At 58.0% G+C, this 17,609-nt stretch carries 23 protein-coding genes; 15 read left to right on the top strand and 8 right to left on the bottom strand.

Annotation, left to right across the window (positions count from 1 at the left end; translation table 11 throughout):
* Window positions 1-16: 16 nt before the first annotated feature.
* From accD to BN873_RS05390, 5 genes are all read right to left on the bottom strand, one after another.
* Window positions 17-886, bottom strand: a complete 870-nt coding sequence (accD, locus tag BN873_RS05410; RefSeq protein WP_048671424.1) for an acetyl-CoA carboxylase, carboxyltransferase subunit beta — start codon at window positions 884-886, stop codon at window positions 17-19.
* Window positions 887-965: 79 nt separating this feature from the next.
* Window positions 966-1,799 carry a tryptophan synthase subunit alpha gene (gene trpA / locus BN873_RS05405; protein ID WP_048671421.1) on the bottom strand — a complete coding sequence of 278 codons (834 nt, stop codon included), beginning with the start codon at window positions 1,797-1,799 and terminating at the stop codon, window positions 966-968.
* A gap of 13 nt (window positions 1,800-1,812) precedes the next feature.
* Window positions 1,813-3,027 (bottom strand): tryptophan synthase subunit beta, encoded by a 1,215-nt coding sequence (gene trpB / locus BN873_RS05400; protein WP_048671416.1) that lies wholly within the window; start codon window positions 3,025-3,027, stop codon window positions 1,813-1,815.
* A complete protein-coding gene (locus BN873_RS05395) occupies window positions 3,017-3,661 on the bottom strand; it encodes a phosphoribosylanthranilate isomerase (protein WP_048671415.1) in 645 nt (214 codons plus the stop codon). The genes trpB and BN873_RS05395 overlap by 11 nt, the downstream gene beginning before the upstream one ends.
* 75 nt (window positions 3,662-3,736) lie before the next feature.
* The gene (locus tag BN873_RS05390; RefSeq protein ID WP_048671412.1) at window positions 3,737-4,363 is read right to left on the bottom strand and encodes a LysE family translocator; all 627 of its coding nucleotides are present in this window, start codon (window positions 4,361-4,363) and stop codon (window positions 3,737-3,739) included.
* Between the two features lie 171 nt (window positions 4,364-4,534).
* Between BN873_RS05390 and der the strand changes: the two genes are divergently transcribed.
* The 6 genes from der to BN873_RS05360 all read left to right on the top strand — a co-directional run bounded on the left by der (window position 4,535) and on the right by BN873_RS05360 (window position 8,565).
* Entirely contained in the window at window positions 4,535-5,932 is a 1,398-nt protein-coding gene (gene der / locus BN873_RS05385; RefSeq protein ID WP_048671410.1) for a ribosome biogenesis GTPase Der, read from the top strand.
* 155 nt (window positions 5,933-6,087) lie between these two features.
* On the top strand, window positions 6,088-7,095 hold the full coding sequence (locus BN873_RS05380) for an SLAC1 anion channel family protein (protein WP_048671408.1): 1,008 nt from the start codon (window positions 6,088-6,090) through the stop codon (window positions 7,093-7,095).
* 54 nt (window positions 7,096-7,149) lie between these two features.
* Window positions 7,150-7,362, top strand: a complete 213-nt coding sequence (locus tag BN873_RS05375) for a YgaP family membrane protein (RefSeq protein WP_048671407.1) — start codon at window positions 7,150-7,152, stop codon at window positions 7,360-7,362.
* Window positions 7,363-7,367: 5 nt separating this feature from the next.
* Complete coding sequence (locus BN873_RS05370) at window positions 7,368-7,712, top strand: carboxymuconolactone decarboxylase family protein (RefSeq protein WP_048671405.1); 345 nt, start codon at window positions 7,368-7,370, stop codon at window positions 7,710-7,712.
* A gap of 87 nt (window positions 7,713-7,799) precedes the next feature.
* Window positions 7,800-8,189, top strand: a complete 390-nt coding sequence (gene crcB / locus BN873_RS05365) for a fluoride efflux transporter CrcB (protein ID WP_048671403.1) — start codon at window positions 7,800-7,802, stop codon at window positions 8,187-8,189.
* Between the two features lie 58 nt (window positions 8,190-8,247).
* Window positions 8,248-8,565 (top strand): DUF190 domain-containing protein, encoded by a 318-nt coding sequence (locus BN873_RS05360; protein WP_048671401.1) that lies wholly within the window; start codon window positions 8,248-8,250, stop codon window positions 8,563-8,565.
* A 30-nt stretch (window positions 8,566-8,595) separates the two neighbouring features.
* On the opposite strand, the gene BN873_RS05355 is transcribed toward BN873_RS05360, so the two are convergent.
* Window positions 8,596-9,462 carry an isocitrate lyase/PEP mutase family protein gene (locus BN873_RS05355; RefSeq protein ID WP_048671399.1) on the bottom strand — a complete coding sequence of 289 codons (867 nt, stop codon included), beginning with the start codon at window positions 9,460-9,462 and terminating at the stop codon, window positions 8,596-8,598.
* A gap of 11 nt (window positions 9,463-9,473) precedes the next feature.
* A complete protein-coding gene (locus BN873_RS05350; protein WP_048671397.1) occupies window positions 9,474-10,367 on the bottom strand; it encodes a carbon-nitrogen hydrolase in 894 nt (297 codons plus the stop codon).
* Between the two features lie 224 nt (window positions 10,368-10,591).
* On the opposite strand from BN873_RS05350, the gene BN873_RS05345 reads away from it, so the two are divergent.
* Genes BN873_RS05345 through rnt form a run of 4 tightly spaced genes read left to right on the top strand, consistent with a single transcriptional unit; the run spans window position 10,592 to window position 12,576 of the window.
* Complete coding sequence (locus BN873_RS05345) at window positions 10,592-11,185, top strand: Uma2 family endonuclease (RefSeq protein WP_242434374.1); 594 nt, start codon at window positions 10,592-10,594, stop codon at window positions 11,183-11,185.
* Between the two features lie 23 nt (window positions 11,186-11,208).
* On the top strand, window positions 11,209-11,442 hold the full coding sequence (locus BN873_RS05340) for a MoaD/ThiS family protein (RefSeq protein WP_048671394.1): 234 nt from the start codon (window positions 11,209-11,211) through the stop codon (window positions 11,440-11,442).
* 3 nt (window positions 11,443-11,445) lie between these two features.
* Window positions 11,446-11,883, top strand: coding sequence for a molybdenum cofactor biosynthesis protein MoaE (locus BN873_RS05335; RefSeq protein ID WP_048671392.1), 438 nt, complete (start codon window positions 11,446-11,448; stop codon window positions 11,881-11,883).
* Window positions 11,884-11,937: 54 nt separating this feature from the next.
* The gene (gene rnt / locus BN873_RS05330) at window positions 11,938-12,576 is read left to right on the top strand and encodes a ribonuclease T (RefSeq protein ID WP_048671390.1); all 639 of its coding nucleotides are present in this window, start codon (window positions 11,938-11,940) and stop codon (window positions 12,574-12,576) included.
* Here rnt and ygfZ read toward each other — a convergent pair.
* The gene (gene ygfZ, locus BN873_RS05325) at window positions 12,573-13,628 is read right to left on the bottom strand and encodes a CAF17-like 4Fe-4S cluster assembly/insertion protein YgfZ (RefSeq protein ID WP_053085243.1); all 1,056 of its coding nucleotides are present in this window, start codon (window positions 13,626-13,628) and stop codon (window positions 12,573-12,575) included. The genes rnt and ygfZ overlap by 4 nt on opposite strands.
* A gap of 233 nt (window positions 13,629-13,861) precedes the next feature.
* Between ygfZ and BN873_RS19340 the strand changes: the two genes are divergently transcribed.
* The 5 genes from BN873_RS19340 to BN873_RS05305 all read left to right on the top strand — a co-directional run bounded on the left by BN873_RS19340 (window position 13,862) and on the right by BN873_RS05305 (window position 17,574).
* On the top strand, window positions 13,862-14,032 hold the full coding sequence (locus BN873_RS19340; RefSeq protein ID WP_082161103.1) for a DUF1674 domain-containing protein: 171 nt from the start codon (window positions 13,862-13,864) through the stop codon (window positions 14,030-14,032).
* Between the two features lie 160 nt (window positions 14,033-14,192).
* Window positions 14,193-14,579, top strand: a complete 387-nt coding sequence (sdhC, locus tag BN873_RS05320; protein WP_048671387.1) for a succinate dehydrogenase, cytochrome b556 subunit — start codon at window positions 14,193-14,195, stop codon at window positions 14,577-14,579.
* 11 nt (window positions 14,580-14,590) lie between these two features.
* Window positions 14,591-14,968, top strand: a complete 378-nt coding sequence (sdhD, locus tag BN873_RS05315) for a succinate dehydrogenase, hydrophobic membrane anchor protein (RefSeq protein WP_048671385.1) — start codon at window positions 14,591-14,593, stop codon at window positions 14,966-14,968.
* A gap of 26 nt (window positions 14,969-14,994) precedes the next feature.
* Complete coding sequence (gene sdhA / locus BN873_RS05310; protein WP_048671383.1) at window positions 14,995-16,785, top strand: succinate dehydrogenase flavoprotein subunit; 1,791 nt, start codon at window positions 14,995-14,997, stop codon at window positions 16,783-16,785.
* 12 nt (window positions 16,786-16,797) lie between these two features.
* On the top strand, window positions 16,798-17,574 hold the full coding sequence (locus BN873_RS05305; protein WP_048671380.1) for a succinate dehydrogenase iron-sulfur subunit: 777 nt from the start codon (window positions 16,798-16,800) through the stop codon (window positions 17,572-17,574).
* The last annotated feature ends 35 nt before the right edge of the window (window positions 17,575-17,609 follow it).

Genomic DNA, 17,609 nt, shown 5'->3' with positions numbered 1-17,609 from the left:
GCGAAGTCGCTTGCCGTCAAGCCACCGTCAGTGCGTCGCGGCCGGTCAACATAGCCAGCAGAGCAGCGATGCGGTCGCGCAGTTCCCGTCGGTCCACGATCATGTCGATAGCGCCATGTTCGAGCAGAAACTCGCTGCGTTGGAAGCCTTCCGGCAGTTTTTCCCGCACGGTCTGCTCGATCACTCGCGGGCCGGCGAAGCCGATCAGTGCTTTGGGTTCGGCAATGTTGATGTCACCCAGCATCGCTAGGCTGGCGGAGACCCCGCCCGTGGTGGGATTGGTCAGGACCGCCAAATACGGGACGCCGCGTTCGGCCAAGCGGGTCAGCACCGCACTGGTCTTGGCCATTTGCATCAGCGAGACCAACGCTTCTTGCATCCGCGCCCCACCGCTGGCGGTAAAACAAATGAAGGGGATGTGACTGTTGAGGGCGGTTTGAGCGGCCCGGACGAAACGCTCTCCGACGACTGAACCCATCGAACCGGCCATGAATTCGAACTCGAACGCAGCCGCGACGACCGGAATTCCTTTGAGCCGGCCGCGCATCGCGACCAGTGCGTCCTTCTCATTGCTGGTCTTTTGCCCTTGGATCAGCCGATCTTTATATTTTTTGCCGTCTTTGAATTTCAGGAAATCAATAGGCTCAATGTCATCGCCGATTTCAGTGGGGCTGTCTTCGTCAAGAAAGCTCAGCAGGCGCTTGCGCGCTGCCAGATACATATGATGGCCACATTTGGGACATACCTGGAGATTGCGCTCAAGCTCGGCGCCGTAGAGCACCGCCCCGCATTCCGCACACTTGTTCCACAGACCTTCGGGAACCTGGTGTTTGTTGCGGCCGTCAGTGCGAATCCGCGAGGGAACCAGCTTTTCGTACCAGCTCATGATGATGTCCAGCGCTGCGAGCGCGTTTGATACCAGTCCAATGGGTGTATGGGTGAGTGGACACCGTGGAGATTGGCGTTCAAGCGGTAACAACCGCAGCAGACGCTTGATGTCGATCCATCGCTTGGCGCATGGCGGTGGCCAATTCGACGACTTCCCGGCGCATCCGTTCGGGATCATCGGCCAGCTCGCCCATTTTCGTGACCAGCGCGCTGCCAACCACGACGGCATCGGCCACCGCCGCGATGGCCGCCGCTGTCGGTGGGTCTTTGATCCCGAAACCGACCCCCAGCGGTAGCTGGGTATGAGTTCGGATAGCGGCCAGTTTGGCAGCGACTTCACCGGTATTGAGCGTCGCCGAGCCGGTTACGCCCTTGAGAGACACATAGTAGAGGTAACCACGCGCCATCTTGGCAATCTGCTGGATGCGCTGGTCGGAGGTGGTCGGTGCCAGCAAGAAGATTGGGGCGATGCCATTGGCCTCAAGCGCCTGGGCAAATTCTGCGGCCTCTTCCGGCGGCAAATCGACCGTCAGTACCCCATCGACACCGGCATCGCGGGCACTGGTGACGAAGGAATCATGGCCCATGCATTCGATAGGATTGAGATAGCCCATCAACACGAGCGGGGTGTCTGCATCGGTGCGGCGAAATTCCCGCGCCAGATCGAGCACGCCGCGCAACGACATACCGTGCGCCAACGCCCGCTCGCAAGCTTTTTGAATCACCGGCCCGTCGGCCATCGGATCGGAGAACGGTACACCCAGCTCGATGATATCCGCTCCAGCTTCAACCAGGGCGTGCATGATCGGAACGGTTAGTTCCGGGCGCGGATCACCGGCGGTGATATAGGGAATCAGGGCCTTGCGACCGTTACGCTGCAAGGCTTCGAAACGGCGGGTGATGCGATTCATGGGGTCAGATGCCTTAAAGTTGGATGCCTTCCAGCGTGGCGACGGTGTAAATATCCTTGTCGCCACGTCCCGATAGATTGACGACGATGCGCTGATCGGGCCGCAGCGTTGGGGCCAGCTTGGCCACGTAGGCCAAGGCGTGGCTGCTTTCCAGAGCGGGAATAATGCCTTCGCTGCGGGTCAGCGCGTGGAAGCCCTGAAGGGCTTCGTCATCGGTGACGGCGACGTACTGGGCGCGGCCGAGATCCTTGAGCCAGGCGTGTTCCGGCCCAACGCCGGGATAATCCAGGCCGGCGGATACCGAATGGGTTTCCACAATCTGGCCGTTGGGATCATTGAGCAGATAGGTACGATTACCGTGCAGAACGCCCGGTTGACCGGCGCACAGCGTGGCGGCGTGCCGACCGGTGTCGATACCGGAGCCGGCGGCTTCGACTCCGTAAATAGCGACCTCGCTGTCGTTCAGGAACGGATGGAACAGGCCGATGGCGTTGGAGCCGCCGCCGACGCAAGCGACCAGCGCATCCGGCAGACAGCCGTGATCCGCCAGCATCTGTTCGCGCGTCTCACGACCGATCACTGCCTGAAATTCCCGCACCATCAGCGGGTAAGGGTGGGGGCCGGCCACCGTGCCGATCATATAAAACGTGTCATCGACGTTGGTTACCCAGTCACGCAAGGCTTCGTTCAGCGCGTCCTTGAGGGTGCGTGAGCCGGAGCTGACCGGTTGCACCGTCGCTCCCAGCAGACGCATTCGATACACGTTCAACGCTTGCCGCTTGATGTCATCCGTACCCATGTAGACCACGCATTCCATGCCAAGGCGGGCAGCGACGGTAGCGGAGGCGACCCCATGTTGACCGGCGCCGGTTTCGGCAATCAGCCGAGTTTTGCCCATCCGAGCGGCCAGCAAGGCTTGGCCGACCGTGTTGTTGATCTTGTGCGCACCGGTGTGGTTGAGATCTTCACGCTTGAGATAGATTTGGGCGCCACCGAGTTGCCGGCTCCAGCGCTCGGCATGGTAGATCGGGGTAGGCCGGCCGACGTAACGCGCAAGGTCTTTATCCAACTCCCCCAGAAATTCGGGATCATTGCGATAGCCTTGCCAGGCTTCATTCAACTCATGCAACGCTTCCATCAGCGTTTCAGCGACGAAGCGACCGCCGTAACGGCCGAAATGGCCGGTGGCGTCGGGGAATTGGCTGTAATCCACTTTTTTATTGGTCATGGCTTTCACAGTCGTAGACACCTCGCAGGAATGCCCGCATGAGTTCAGCATCCTTGATGCCTTTAGCGGCTTCGACCCCGCTGCTGACATCAACGGCATAGGGCCGAACGTCACGGATGGCGGCGGTGATATTGCCGGGATGGAGGCCACCAGCCAAAATCAATGGCTTGTGGCGCTCGGCTGGAATTTTTCTCCAGTCAAAACCTTGACCGGTGCCACCCATTTTGTTACCGCCGTGGCTGTCGAGCAAGAGGGCGGTCGCCGTGGCGAAGCGTCGTTGGTAATCCGCTACCTCGGCATTCGCACCCATCGGAACGGCTTTGAGGTAAGGCACCCCAAACGCAGCGCAATACGCCGGGTCTTCGTCACCGTGGAATTGCACCATCGTCAGAGGCACCGCCGCCAGAATGGCACGAACCGCTGCGGGGTCTTCATTCCTGAACAGGCCCACAGCAGTCACAAAGGGCGGTAGCGCACCAATGATTTGTAGCGCCCTATCTGGGTCGATGGACCGGGGACTGGGCCGATGGAAGACCAACCCGATGGCGTCTGCACCCAAATCGGCGGCCATGACGCCATCTTCGGGGCGAGTAATGCCGCAAATTTTAACGCGAGTACGGGATAGTGAGGCCATCGAAGGGGTACGCGAGGAGGGCTGGCGGCGAAAAGGCGAAGACTACCAGAAATTTGTCGGAACCGCTTGCCCGTGTTACGCCATTCGTCGAGCCAATAAGGCCCAGATTCCGGCCGCTCCCAGTAGCGAACCACCGACCACATTAAAGCCGCGCTGTGCGCGAGCTGATGCCAGCGCATCCCGTGCCGCAGCGGCAAAGATCGCATAAAGGGTCGAATTAATAATCGCCATCAAGACAAAAGTCCCCGCCAGAATCCACAGTTGCAGAGTGACGTTGGCGCGATGATCAATGAATTGGGGGAGAAACGCGACAAAGAAAACGATTCCCTTTGGGTTCAGCGCCGTCACCAGATACGTGTTCAGGAACAAGCGCCAGCGAGAAGTCGGAGCGATGGGTAGAGTGGTATCGGGCGCGGAAACCTTTGCGGTCAATAGCTTGATGCCGAGATAGAGCAAATACAAACCGCCGGCCAGTTTAATGACAGTGAACCACAGCGCGGAAGTGCCTAATAAGGCGCCCAAACCCAGCAGGGATAAGACCAGTGCCGTGCAATCGCCGAGAGCGACGCCCGCCACCAGCGGAACATTGGCGCGCTGGCCGTGGGCGACTGAATAGCTGATGACCGTCAGAATCGTCGGGCCAGGGATAACCAGAAGAATGGCGGAGGTTACGACAAAAGCGAACCAGAGTTCAGCGGACATGAAGCGTATTCCCGATGCGGCTCATCGAATTCAGCCTGCGAAAAAATAGATTTGGCACTCAACCAGAATAACATGTTCGATAAACAGAGCATTGATTCTCAAACTTTTGCTGTCCGAGACAGGCTTTCAGGCATAATTCGCCACCTTACCTTGTAATTACACCATACCGACATGCTTCCCGTCATCGCTCTGGTCGGCCGACCCAACGTCGGTAAATCCACTTTATTCAATTCGTTGACTCGCACCCGCGATGCGCTGGTGGCTGATTTGCCCGGTTTGACTCGCGACCGCCAGTACGGGATCGGCCAACGTGGCCCCGGCGCTTATGTGGTGGTTGATACCGGTGGGTTAACCGATGAGAACGAGGGCATCAGTGGCTTGGTGGCTCGCCAGGCATGGCGTGCCATCGAAGAGGCAGATCTGATTTTGTTGCTGGTGGATGGCCGTGCCGGATTGACTGTCGCTGATCAGGATATTGCCGATCAGTTACGCCGCACCGGTAAGTCGGTCCAGTTGGTCATCAACAAAGCCGAACATCGTGATCCAGATGTCATCAGCGCCGATTTTCATGCGCTTGGCTTGGAGCATTTGCATGTCATTGCTGCCGAGCATAACCAGGGTATCGAAACCTTGATGGAGGAGGTTTTTGCAGCACTGCCGACGACGGCTGAAGTGGAGGACGCAAGCGGCACAGAGAATGCGAAGCCGCCGGAGGATGCGATCAAACTGGCGGTGGTAGGGCGGCCCAATGTCGGCAAATCCACGCTGGTTAACCGGCTGCTGGGCGAGGAGCGGATGCTGGCTTCCGATCTGCCCGGTACGACCCGTGATAGCGTCGCCGTACCCTTCGAGCGCGACGGCCAACGGTACGTGTTGATCGACACCGCCGGCGTGCGCCGCCGTTCGCGCATCAGCGAAACCGTGGAAAAATTTAGTGTCATTAAAGCACTACAAGCTATTGAACAGGCTCATGTGGTCGTGCTGGTGCTGGATGCCCGGCAAGGGATCAGCGAGCAGGATGCCAGCTTATTGGGCTTGGTGTTGGATAGCGGTCGGGCGTTGGTGATTGGGGTTAATAAATGGGATCACCTGGATGCAGATACCCGTGCGCAGGTCAAAAGCGATCTCGACCGCCGGTTGGGGTTTCTCGATTTCGCCAAGATCCATTTTATTTCCGCATTGCACGGCACCGGGGTCGGTGAGTTGTTGGCATCGGTGCGGGCAGCCTATTCCGCTGCGACCCGCAAGCTGTCTACGCCGGAACTGACCCGCATCCTGGAGGATGCCGTTTCCGCCCATCAACCACCGCTGGTGCAAGGCCACAGCATCAAACTGCGCTACGCCCATCAGGGCGGCCAAAATCCGCCGCTGATCATTATTCACGGCAACCGGATCAATCATGTCCCGGAAGCGTATCGACGTTATTTGGTTGGTGTCTATCGAAAACGGCTGCAACTGTGGGGTACGCCGATCCGCGTCGAGTTCCGTGGGGGTGATAATCCTTATAAACCGGGCGGAACACGCGCGGGTCAATCTCAACCAGCAAGGCGGCAGAAGAAATCTAATTAATTGATTTTATTTTAAAATTTAAAAATATAATTTTATTATTGAATAGAATATTAGTTAATTATAATATATTAAATACAAGGCCGGTTTAAGCTTAAGACATGGCTGTGCAATAGCGCCGACTTGCCTAACCCTACATTATCGGACAGATTTTGCCCATGGACCCCGCCCTCCCTGCGCCTGCCACGCCTGACGCTATAACACCGCAGAAGCTCGCTGAGCAGCGCCTTGAGTACTTGCCGGTTTCTATTTTTGCCATAGTGATGGGTATGGCCGGTTTGACTTTAGTCTGGCTCAAAGCTCACACCGTTTTGGGAATGCCGATCCTCGTTGGTGAAGGACTGCGCGGCCTGGCAAGCGCGCTGTTTGGATTGCTGTTGGTGCTTTACGTCCTGAAGATGGTGCGCTATCCCCAGGCCGTCACGCAGGAAATGCGCCATCCGATCCGGCTCAGCTTTTTTCCGATGGTTTCGATTTCCCTGTTGCTGCTGGCGCTCTGTTATCTGGAGGCGGCCCCCGGTATCGCCTATGGACTGTGGGTGGTGGGTGCGGCGGTTCATCTGTGTTTGACCCTGGCGATTTTCAGCAGTTGGCTCCACCACACCCATTACACGATCCAGCACGCGAATCCCTCATGGTTCGTCCCGGTGGTCGGCAATATCATTATATCGGTCGTCGGTGGTCGGCTGGCGTTGCCGGAACTGTCCTGGTTTTTCTTCAGTATCGGGATGGTGTTTTGGATCGTGTTGCTGACGATCATTCTGTATCGATTGATTTTTCATGAACCACTGCCAGCGCGATTGACCCCGACTATATTCATTCTGTTGGCCCCTCCGTCCGTTGGTTTCATCGCTTATACCAATCTGACCGGCGGACTCGATGCGTTCGCCCGGATACTGTATTACATGGCGTTATTCCTGGCCATGCTGCTGGCCAGTAACGCGCTGCGCTTTCTGCGCTTGCCCTTTTTTATTTCAGCCTGGGCCTGCTCCTTTCCCCTGACCGCGTTCACGCTGGCAACACTGATCATGAGCACGTATCTGCCGGGCACGGTGTTTAAGTCATTAGGATATGGTTTATTGGTTTTCCTGAGCCTGCTGATCACAGCCCTGGCGGCTCGAACCTTGCTCGCGATCTGGCGTCGGCAGATTTGTCTGCCGGAGTGAGCCTTGGTACGGATGGTCATTATTTGGTTTGATTCATCACAAAGAGGTATCGTCATGAAATTCAATGTAGGAACACCGGATCGGATCGTTCGCATCGTCGTCGGAGTGGCCTTGATTCTGTTAGCGGTGACGGGAACTATCGGCGTGTGGGGCTGGATCGGCCTCGTGCCGCTGGCGACCGGGATATTCCGATTCTGCCCGGCTTACACCTTGTTCGGCATGAACACCTGCAATGTGGGTTCAACCGATAGTAGCTCAACCCGATAAACGCTATGGCCAGCAAATCATTTAGGCAAATCACCCAGGATATTAATCAGGCGCTGGCCGGGTTTCGCAAGGACGCGGAAGGAACCATGGCCGGATTCGGGGCGATGGCGAAGGCGGCGATGGCGCCTGGCGTTCTTTCAGAGCTGCAAAAGGAATTGATCGCTTTGGCAATCGGGGTGGCCGCCCGCTGCGATGGCTGCATCGGCTTTCATGTGAAGGCGCTGGTGCGCCTGGGTGTGACCCACGAGCAGCTCACTGAAACCCTGGCGGTTGCGGTCTACATGGGTGGTGGGCCATCGTTGATGTATGCCGCTGAAGCCTTACGCGCCTACGAGGAATTTCAGGGCTAAGAGCCTGGCGACCCAGCCAAGCGGGAGGTGATTTCCGCCGCTAGCGGCTATTCTGTGGCAGTCGAGTCGCTGGGTGGTGGAGGTAGGATGGGCGTCTATTCCTTTTTTGCCGTGTTCGGCGGTGCCGGTTTAGGGGCTTGCCTTCGCTGGTGGCTGGGTATTTTGTGCAATCCGCTTTTTCCGACGGTGCCGCTGGGGACGCTGGCGGCTAATTTATTGGGCGGCTATTTGGTTGGGGTGGCCGTAGCATTTTTTGCCGTCAACACCAGCCTGCCGCCCGAACTGCGCTTATTCATCATCACCGGCTTTATGGGTGGCCTGACGACTTTTTCCACGTTTTCGGCCGAAGTGGTCACGCTGTTGACGCGCGGGCAAATCGGCTGGGCGCTGGTCGCAGCGGGCGCCCATTTGCTGGGATCACTGACGCTGACCGCGCTAGGAATTCTGACAGTTCGCGGGTTGCTGATTCGGTCTTGAGCGCTACAAGTGGGCCAAGCGGTGTCATCACCAGGCGCTTGACCGGGGAGGGTCGGCGGTGGAAGGTTCGTTTTTGAGGTTTTACGTCCGCGGAAACAGGCGGCATCATGGCCGACTGTTATGGGAGTGGTTGCTCGAACAAGGCAACCACCTGGGCTTGCGCGGCGGTTCGGCGTTTCGCGCTATCGGTGGTTTCGGCCGCCATCATCAGTTGCACGAAGATCATTTTTTCGAGCTGGCCGGATCGGTGTCCGTCGAGGTCGAATTTATCGTAAGCGATGCAGAAGCCCAGCGCCTGTTCGAGCTAATTGCATCCGAAAATATCCAACTGGTCTACGCGCTGATTCCGGCCCGGTTCGGTATGACCGGGGTGTGATGCTCGTCCTTGAGCGCGTTTGCGCTCGACTCAATGGTCGCCGGAGCGGCGGTAGCGTTCCTCGCCGGCGTAGTATTCAGGAAAGCCGACCGCTGCTTGCAATGCCGTGAAATCCAGCACCTCGACCGCTTCTTTGCGCTGGATGCGTTCAAGCGCCGCCCGCATCGCCTTGATGGAGACGTTGAGCAAGGTGAGCGGGTAGACGGCGATCTTGTAGCCGATGGCGGCCAGTTGCGCCGACGGCAATAACGGCGTTTTGCCAAATTCAACCAGATTGGCCATTTTGTAGCCCGGCACTTCCGCACAATAACGGCGCATTTCCGCTTCACTCAGCGGTGCTTCCAGGAAGGTAATGTCGGCGCCAATTTTTGCGAATTCCTGACTGCGGATGATCGCTTCGTCTAAGCCGTCGGTGGCGCGGGCATCGGTACGGGCCAGGATCAGGATATCCGTACCCTCGTTGCGCGCATCCACCGCCGCCTGTATCCGCAACAGCGCTTCCTCACGGCCGACTACCGCTTTACCGCGCGTGTGACCGCAGCGTTTCGGCATCACCTGATCTTCGATCATCACACAGCCAAAACCGGCACGGGCGTAGCCTTCGACTGTGCGCCGGACATTGAGCGCATTGCCGAAACCAGTATCGCCATCGCCGAATAGCGGGATGTTGACCGCATTGCAAATGTTTCGGCCCTGATCGACCAACTCGCCATAAGAGATCAAGCCGGTATCAGGCAAGCCGAGCCGAACGGCGGCAACGGCGAAGCCGCTCATAAAGGCGGTGGGAAAACCGGCTTGTTCGACCAGTTTGGCCGATAGCGCATCATGGCAGCCGGGCATCAGCAGCAAGCCGGGCTGGGCGAGCAGGGTGCGGAGGCGGTCAGCGGGTGTTGACATGATCTGTTCTCTCAGCGATCCAGATAGCGTTTCAACAGACCCGCGTAAGCGTCGATGCGCCGGTCGCGCAGATACGGCCACGCCTGCCGCACCTCTTCAGAACGGCTCAAATCCACCTCGGCCACCAGCGTGGCGGGTTCTTCGGCCGAAGCCGTGCCCAGCCATTCGCCTTGTGGGCCGACGATGAAGCTGGTACCCCAGAAGGAGATACCGGGGGTTTGACCGGACGGATCGTCTTCAGAGCCGACGCGATTACAAACCACTACCGGGATACCGTTGGCGATGGCGTGTGCCCGTTGGGCGATGATCCAGGCTTCCCACTGGCGCTGCCGCTCCTCCTCCTCATCGTCGGGATTCCAGCCGATAGCGGTGGGGTACAGCAACAAATCCGCACCAGCTAGCGCCATCAAGCGTGCCGCTTCCGGGAACCACTGATCCCAAGACGCCAGCACGCCAAGTCGGCCGACCGAGGTATCAATGGGGGTAAAGCCAAGATCGCCGGGGGTGAAGTGGTATTTTTCGTAATAGCCGGGGTGGTCGGGAATGTGCATTTTGCGATAGGTGCCGGCGATGTGGCCGTCGCGTTCCAGCACCACGGCAGTGTTGTGGTACAGTCCCGCCGCACGCCGCTCGAACACGGAGGCGACGATCACCACGCCTAACTCGCGAGCGATAGCACCGAGCGCGTCGGTGGTGGGGCCGGGAATCGGTTCGGCCAAATTGAATGACGTCGGGTCTTCGAGTTGGCAGAAGTAGGAATGCGCGTGCAGTTCCGGCAACACGATCAATTCCGCGCCGTGTTCGGCCAACTCACGAATGCCGTTGATGCTTTCAGCCAGATTGGTGTTGCGGTCGGCGCCGCACGCTTGCTGGATCAGGCCGACGTTGACGGTTTTGAGGGGCATGGATTGCGCCTTGAAGAAGTAGAGCGGTGCTCCAACGAAATACACCGCCGGTATGGCAAAATGAACCGTTACTATACCGCAAGCTCATCGGTTTCAATCGCAGGGTTGGCCGGCGGATTTGACTGATGAGGAAATTTTACGGCGGCTACTGGCCTTGAGTCGGGAATGGGCAAATGATCGCATCCCATTAGGTTAATCAATGTTTTTGATCAGGAGAGAAATCTATGTCAACTCCCTTGATAGAAAGAGAATTAATGAACGTACCGCGCCATCGCTGGACCGTGGGCGAATTTCACCGTATGGCGGAAGTTGGCTTATTGAACGAAGACTCGCGGGTAGAATTGATTGACGGAGAGATCATCGAAATGGCGCCAATTGGGAGTTTTCATGGAGGCAATGTCAATCGATTGACTCGCCTGTTTTCAAAAGTGATCGGCGATAAAGCCATCATCTCGGTGCAGAATCCCGTCGTATTGGGTGGCTATGCCGAGCCTCAACCTGATCTTTCGATCCTGCGCTGGCGGGGAGACGATTACGAACAATCCAATCCTCATTCCGAAGATGTACTGCTTCTTGTAGAGGTTTCAGATAGCACCCTCCATTACGACCGCGATGTCAAAATTCCGCTGTACGCCAGAAACGGCATCCCGGAAGTCTGGCTGCTCGATATTCAAAATCGGCAACTAGAAATCTACCGCGAGCCAATCAACGGCCAGTATCAGCAGCGGGATTGCCGCCGCACCGGCCAAATCGCGCCGATCTTATGCCCCGATGCCATCATCGATCTGGCCGAACTATTTCCCGGTTCTGGCACTTAAAAAGCTCAAAGTGAGGCAGATACATGACGATCCACATCAAATATTTTGCCAGCTTGCGCGACCGCTTGGGCCGTGCTGAAGATCGGCTGCCGCTGGTCGGGGAGATGACGGCCGCCGAAGTTTGGGCCACTCTTTGGCCAGAGATGCCCTTACCGCCCAATACCTTGATAGCGGTCAACATGGACTACGCCCAACCGGCGCAGCCTGTCAATGATGGTGATGAGGTGGCATTTTTCCCACCGGTGACCGGAGGATAAGCGATGCGGGTCGAGTTGCGCGCAACGCCTTTCGATCCTCTGGCCGAGCTGGCGCGCTATCAAGCCAATCAGCGGGAACTGCAAGGCCGATACGGCGCCACGGCCATCTTCATCGGCACCATGCGCGATTACAACGACCAGAGTCCGGTTACCGGCATGACGCTGGAGCACTATCCCGGCATGACCGAACGCCATTTGCAACGAATCGTAACGGCGGCCACTGACGAATGGACGTTATTGGATGCGCTGCTGATTCATCGGGTCGGTGCGTTGCAACCGAACGATCCCATCGTCTTGGTGGCCGTCTGGTCTGCCCATCGGGCGGCAGCGTTCGCCGCCTGTCGAGCCATCATGGAAGAACTGAAATCCAAAGCACCATTCTGGAAACGCGAGGAGACCACGACCGGTCCCCGTTGGGTAACGCACAATACGCCGGGTTGAACCACAAAAAAGCCGCACGGTGCGTTTCCGGGCGCTATCCGCTATGCTGGCGCGATGAACCAACCTGCTCCCAACACGCTCATCGCCCGCCGCTTCCGAGGTTTTTTGCCGGTTATCATTGATGTCGAAACCGGTGGCATCAACGCCCAGACGGACGCCTTACTCGAAATCGCCGCCGTCATTGTCCGCATGGATTGGCAGGGCCGCCTGCAACCTGCCGGAACCTTAGCCCACCATGTGCAGCCCTTTGCCGGAGGACGGCTGGACCCGGCATCCATGGCGGTCAACGGCATCGACCCGGATCATCCCTTTCGGTTCGCGGTGCCGGAAAGCGAGGCGCTGGAGGCCATCTTTCGTGAGGTGCGTCGTGAAATGCGTGAAACCGGTTGCACCCGTGCTGTGCTGGTGGGTCATAACGCCTTCTTTGATCTGGCGTTTTTGAATGCAGCGGCCGCTCGTGCCAAGATCAAACGCAACCCATTTCACCCATTCAGCAGCTTCGATACGGTATCCCTGGCCGGGCTGGCTTATGGCCAAACGGTGCTGGCACGGGCGCTCCATGCGGCAGGTATCCACTGGGATGAGCGCGAAGCCCATTCAGCCATCTACGATGCCGAGCGCACGGCGGAATTGTTTTGTCTGATCGTCAATCGCTGGCAGGAATTGGGCGGTTGGCTGGTCGCCGACGATTAGCGGGTGGTTGCAACGGAGTAGGGTAACGGCTCTAGGCGGAGTGGTGGTCCGCTGGCATCGCCCAAGTGCAGCACGCCCTCGTTGGCAATCTCCAGCAAGACCACCGCCAGCACGGCGTAGCCACCATTGGGATGGCGAGCGGCATCGACCAGTTGTCCGGCGTTCTGATTAGAGCCTGCTGGCGATGAAAATAGCGAATCGCCAGGATGCGGCGGAGTCGGGCTATCCACCCTCGCTAGCACCATCCCCCGTTTTAGTTTGCCAAGATAGTGGGCGCGCGCCACGATTTCTTGGCCGGTATAGCAGCCTTTCTGGAAGCTGATGCCATCCAGGCTCTCTAGATTAAGCATTTGTGGCACAAAGGCTTCGACCGTTTCTGGATAAACGACTGGCATACCTGCCAGGATATCGAGCAACCGCCATGCTTCAGCCCCAACCGGCGCAACACTCGTACTGAGCGCCTGCCAGACCTCTGCCAGTTGCTGAGCCGGGCCGTGGATCTCAAAGCGGGGTATAGGGCCGGGGAGGCGGATGAGGGTCAGGTGGTTTGTCTGCTGTACGGCATCCGGCGCCATCGTTTCATCAACGATCAGGCCATGGTGATTCAAGAGGCGCGCGGTTTGCGGGCCGGCGATCCCCATGCGCCCCATCGTGTCGCTTGCATCCTCCAGCACCGTTTTTGCTCGCATCACATACTTGCGTAAGCGGGTCAGCGTTGGCTCCAGCAACGAACGGGGTAGCTCCAGGTAATGGATCTGATCATGAAGAAAGATCCGGCAGCAGGCCAGCGCGCGGCCTTTGGGCGTGCAATAGGCACCGATCAGGCTATGCTCGGCGGTGACACGGCGCACATCGCAGGTGAATTGGCCTTGCAGGAAAGTTTCGCTGTCGGGGCCGCGCGCAGCCATCACACCCTGGTGCGATAAGTCGCAACAAATGTCGTCAGTCAGCGCCTGCTGCAATTCCCGATCCGGCCGCCCGAAGCTTGCCACCTGATTTGGTGCCAACACAGCGCCCACCCGCGCCAGAAATGTGCTCCATTCCGCGTTCATCGGCTCAACTCCGGTTAGATTGCTAACTTCAAGCAAGCTGGCGTGATTTGGGATGGGAGCCGCCCGTCAATTGCGTTTAGCGGCTACGAGCGGCATAATATCCCTTAAGAATATAGACTAATTTCCCACCGCCACGCTAGGGTACTCTCTCTGGAATTTCTGGGGAAGGCGTTGGTGGTTGGGGTGAGGATGGCGGCCTAAAACCATCCCTTAACCCGCTTCAGTGAGTTGTCATGAATAAGAACGATACACAGACAACACTACCGCCGCAGTCGTCGCCAACGCCTGCCGGATCGCAACCCCCCCAACAACCCGATAAGCCAAAGGAATACGGTGGCCCTAAAGGCCCCGAACCCACCCGCTATGGCGATTGGGAAAAAGCCGGGCGTTGCATCGATTTCTAGCCGACCTGCGCTGCCTTGGCGGGTTTTGGCGCCTCGGTCGATCATCGCTCGGTTCCGTGCTTCCCATTGTGAAGACCCTCAAAATGGGCGTAGCATTCTCCCTGTTTTGCATTGCACAAAAAGTGTCTGACTTTCCCACTTATAACTAGAGGAGAGACCTATGTCAGCCAACAAGCGGCCGCTGTCGCCGTTCATGATCGGCCCTTATTACAAACCGCAAATGACCTCGGTGTTGTCTATTACCCACCGCGCCACTGGTGCCGGTCTGGTGGTCGGCACGCTGCTGCTGGTGTACTGGCTGGCCGCCGCCGCGCTCGGTCCCGAAGCCTACAAGCACGCGCAGGCCGTGATCGGGTCGATGCTGGGACAGTTGTTCCTGTTTTTGTGGACGTGGGCGCTGTTCTATCACATGGCCAACGGGATTCGGCACTTATTCTGGGATGCCGGTTATGGTTTTGAGATGAAAGACGCCGAGAAATCCGGCCGGTGGGTGGTTTCGTCATCCATCATCCTGACCGTGCTGTGCTGGCTGATCGCCGGATCTTGAGGAGAAACGCTATGAGTCTTCGTACCCCGCTCGCTCACGTTCGCGGCCTGGGCACCGCCAAAGATGGCACCCATCATTGGTGGATGCAACGGGTCACATCCATTGCCCTGGTGCCATTGGTCGTCTGGTTCGCGTTTTCCATGCTGTCCTATTCGCGTGTCGATTATGCGGTGTTCCAGCAATGGCTGAGCAGGCCGCTCAACGCTGGACTGATGGTGACTTTCCTGGTGACGGTGTTGTATCACGCCAAACTGGGTATGCAGGTCATCTACGAGGATTATGTCCGGCCGGAATGGGCCATGTATGTCGCGCTGCTTGTGACACAGTTCGCGCTGTTTTTGCTGGGCGCCATCTCTATCATCAGCGTGCTTAAAATCGCGCTCGCCTGACGCCCACCACTGGAGGCTGAGGTTTCATGTCCAACGCATACAAATTAATCAATCATAACTACGATGTGGTCGTGGTCGGCGCGGGCGGTGCGGGTTTGCGCGCGACCTTCGGCATGGCCCAGAAGGGCCTGAAGACAGCGTGCTTGACCAAAGTTTTCCCCACCCGCAGCCACACGGTCGCGGCGCAGGGCGGCATGTCGGCGGCGCTGGCCAATATGGGTCAGGATCTGTGGCAGTGGCATTTCTACGACACTGTGAAAGGCTCCGACTGGCTGGGCGATCAAGACGCCATTGAGTACATGTGCCGCGAAGCCATTCCGGCGGTGATCGAACTGGAGCACTACGGTGTGCCGTTCTCCCGCACTGAAGAGGGCAAAATCTACCAGCGGCCGTTTGGCGGCATGACTACCAACTACGGTGAAGGCACCGCTCAACGGACCTGCGCGGCGGCTGATCGTACCGGTCACGCCATTCTGCATACGCTGTATCAGCAGGCTCTGCGCCATAACGCCGAATTTTTCGTCGAGTATTTCGCCCTGGATTTAATCATGGACGACAGCGGGGCGTGTCGCGGTGTGGTGGCTTGGGATCTGTCCGAGGGTACGCTGCACGTTTTCCATGCCCATCAGACGGTATTGGCCACCGGTGGCTATGGCCGCTCCTATTTCTCGGCAACCTCCGCCCACACCTGCACTGGCGATGGCAACGGCATGGTGTTGCGCGCTGGCTTGCCGCTCCAAGACATGGAATTCACCCAATTCCACCCGACGGGTATCTACGGCTCCGGTTGTCTGATGACTGAAGGTTGTCGGGGCGAGGGCGGTTATCTGACCAATTCCAACGGCGAGCGGTTCATGGAACGCTATGCGCCAAACGCCAAAGATTTAGCCTCGCGCGATGTGGTCAGCCGCTCCATGACCATTGAAATCCGTGAAGGGCGCGGCGTTGGCGAGCATAAGGATCATATCCATCTGCACCTGGAACATCTGGGCGCCGGCGTCATCAACGAGCGCTTGCCGGGCATCGCCGAGACCGCGCGCATCTTCGCGGGCGTGGATGTGACCAAGGAGCCAGCGCCGGTATTGCCGACCGTTCATTACAACATGGGCGGCATCCCCACCAACTATCGCGGCGAAGTGGTGATTCTCAAGGACGGTAATCCTGATCACATTATCCCCGGCTTGATGGCCATTGGTGAGGCTGCCTGCGTGTCGGTCCATGGCGCCAATCGGTTGGGTTCAAATTCACTGCTCGATATCGTGGTATTCGGCCGTGCCGCCGCCATCCGTTGCGCTGAGCTGGTTCAGCCCAATACGCCGCACAAAGCGGCACCCCAGGCGGCGATTGATAAGGTCGTTGACCGCTTCGACCGGCTGCGTAACGCCAAGGGTGAAAATCCGACGGCCAGTTTGCGGATGCGGATGCAGCGGACCATGCAGAATCACGCGGCGGTGTTCCGTACCGGCGATTCGATGGCTGAAGGCATCAATCTGCTGGAAGAGGTCTATGCCGGCTTCGAGCATGTCGGTGTCACCGACCGTGGCATGGTTTGGAATTCCGATCTGGTCGAGACGCTGGAACTGGATAACCTGCTCGGTTGCGCCATGGTGTCGATCAAGTCCGCGTACAATCGCACCGAAAGCCGTGGTGGTCATGCCCGCGAGGATTACCCGGATCGCAACGACGAACAGTGGATGAAGCATACTCTGGCGTCCTTGGATGCCAAGGGCGGCGTTACCATCGACTATCGGCCGGTCCATACCTATACCCTGACCGATGAGGTGGAGTACATTCCACCCAAGAAGCGCACTTACTGAGAGGATGACGCCATGGCTCAATTCAATCTTCCGGCTAATTCCGTCATCGGCACCGGTAAGACCTATTATGCGGGGACCGGTGCCAAAAACGTCCGGCGCTTCCACATCTACCGCTGGGACCCCGATGGTGGCGAAAACCCACGGATGGATACCTATGAAGTGGATCTGGCGGCCTGCGGCCCCATGGTGCTGGATGCCTTACTGAAGATCAAAAACGAGATGGACCCCACCCTGACCTTCCGGCGCTCCTGCCGTGAAGGGGTGTGCGGCTCATGTGCGATGAATATCGACGGCACCAACAGCTTGGCCTGTACCAAGGCGATTGATGACGTTACCGGCGAGGTGAAAATTTACCCGCTGCCGCACATGGCGGTCGTCAAGGATTTGGTGCCAGATCTGACCCATTTTTACGCCCAATATGCTTCGATCAAGCCCTGGTTGCAGACGATCACGCCGCCGCCAGCGCGGGAGCGCCTGCAATCCAAGGAAGATCGTGCCAAGCTGGATGGGCTGTATGAGTGCATCCTTTGTGCGTGTTGCTCGACCAGTTGTCCGAGCTATTGGTGGAATGGCGAACGCTATCTTGGACCTTCCATCCTGTTGCAGGCGTACCGCTGGATTGTGGATAGTCGCGATGAGTTCACCGGTGAGCGCCTAGACAATCTGGAAGACCCGTTCCGGCTGTATCGTTGCCACACCATCATGAACTGCACCAAGACCTGCCCGAAGAGCTTGAATCCCGCGAAAGCCATTGCGGAGATCAAGAAATTGATGGTGGAACGGCGCTAATTCGCTGCGGCTTCCGCATCGCTGTTGTCAACCTC

Origin of the sequence: Candidatus Competibacter denitrificans Run_A_D11 (assembly GCF_001051235.1) — a bacterium.
GTDB lineage: Bacteria > Pseudomonadota > Gammaproteobacteria > Competibacterales > Competibacteraceae > Competibacter_A > Competibacter_A denitrificans.
Note: the sequence above shows the minus strand (reverse complement) of the source record. Positions and strands in the feature narration are given on the sequence as shown.

Excerpts from the sequence above, each read along its gene's own strand:
- accD (WP_048671424.1), bottom strand. The coding sequence starts at position 886 with ATGAGCTGGTACGAAAAGCTGGTTCCCTCGCGGATTCGCACTGACGGC.
- trpA (WP_048671421.1), bottom strand. The coding sequence starts at position 1,799 with ATGAATCGCATCACCCGCCGTTTCGAAGCCTTGCAGCGTAACGGTCGC.
- trpB (WP_048671416.1), bottom strand. The coding sequence starts at position 3,027 with ATGACCAATAAAAAAGTGGATTACAGCCAATTCCCCGACGCCACCGGC.
- BN873_RS05395 (WP_048671415.1), bottom strand. The coding sequence starts at position 3,661 with ATGGCCTCACTATCCCGTACTCGCGTTAAAATTTGCGGCATTACTCGC.
- BN873_RS05390 (WP_048671412.1), bottom strand. The coding sequence starts at position 4,363 with ATGTCCGCTGAACTCTGGTTCGCTTTTGTCGTAACCTCCGCCATTCTT.
- der (WP_048671410.1), top strand. The coding sequence starts at position 4,535 with ATGCTTCCCGTCATCGCTCTGGTCGGCCGACCCAACGTCGGTAAATCC.
- BN873_RS05380 (WP_048671408.1), top strand. The coding sequence starts at position 6,088 with ATGGACCCCGCCCTCCCTGCGCCTGCCACGCCTGACGCTATAACACCG.
- BN873_RS05375 (WP_048671407.1), top strand. The coding sequence starts at position 7,150 with ATGAAATTCAATGTAGGAACACCGGATCGGATCGTTCGCATCGTCGTC.
- BN873_RS05370 (WP_048671405.1), top strand. The coding sequence starts at position 7,368 with ATGGCCAGCAAATCATTTAGGCAAATCACCCAGGATATTAATCAGGCG.
- crcB (WP_048671403.1), top strand. The coding sequence starts at position 7,800 with ATGGGCGTCTATTCCTTTTTTGCCGTGTTCGGCGGTGCCGGTTTAGGG.
- BN873_RS05355 (WP_048671399.1), bottom strand. The coding sequence starts at position 9,462 with ATGTCAACACCCGCTGACCGCCTCCGCACCCTGCTCGCCCAGCCCGGC.
- BN873_RS05350 (WP_048671397.1), bottom strand. The coding sequence starts at position 10,367 with ATGCCCCTCAAAACCGTCAACGTCGGCCTGATCCAGCAAGCGTGCGGC.
- BN873_RS05345 (WP_242434374.1), top strand. The coding sequence starts at position 10,592 with ATGTCAACTCCCTTGATAGAAAGAGAATTAATGAACGTACCGCGCCAT.
- BN873_RS05340 (WP_048671394.1), top strand. The coding sequence starts at position 11,209 with ATGACGATCCACATCAAATATTTTGCCAGCTTGCGCGACCGCTTGGGC.
- BN873_RS05335 (WP_048671392.1), top strand. The coding sequence starts at position 11,446 with ATGCGGGTCGAGTTGCGCGCAACGCCTTTCGATCCTCTGGCCGAGCTG.
- rnt (WP_048671390.1), top strand. The coding sequence starts at position 11,938 with ATGAACCAACCTGCTCCCAACACGCTCATCGCCCGCCGCTTCCGAGGT.
- ygfZ (WP_053085243.1), bottom strand. The coding sequence starts at position 13,628 with ATGAACGCGGAATGGAGCACATTTCTGGCGCGGGTGGGCGCTGTGTTG.
- BN873_RS19340 (WP_082161103.1), top strand. The coding sequence starts at position 13,862 with ATGAATAAGAACGATACACAGACAACACTACCGCCGCAGTCGTCGCCA.
- sdhC (WP_048671387.1), top strand. The coding sequence starts at position 14,193 with ATGTCAGCCAACAAGCGGCCGCTGTCGCCGTTCATGATCGGCCCTTAT.
- sdhD (WP_048671385.1), top strand. The coding sequence starts at position 14,591 with ATGAGTCTTCGTACCCCGCTCGCTCACGTTCGCGGCCTGGGCACCGCC.
- sdhA (WP_048671383.1), top strand. The coding sequence starts at position 14,995 with ATGTCCAACGCATACAAATTAATCAATCATAACTACGATGTGGTCGTG.
- BN873_RS05305 (WP_048671380.1), top strand. The coding sequence starts at position 16,798 with ATGGCTCAATTCAATCTTCCGGCTAATTCCGTCATCGGCACCGGTAAG.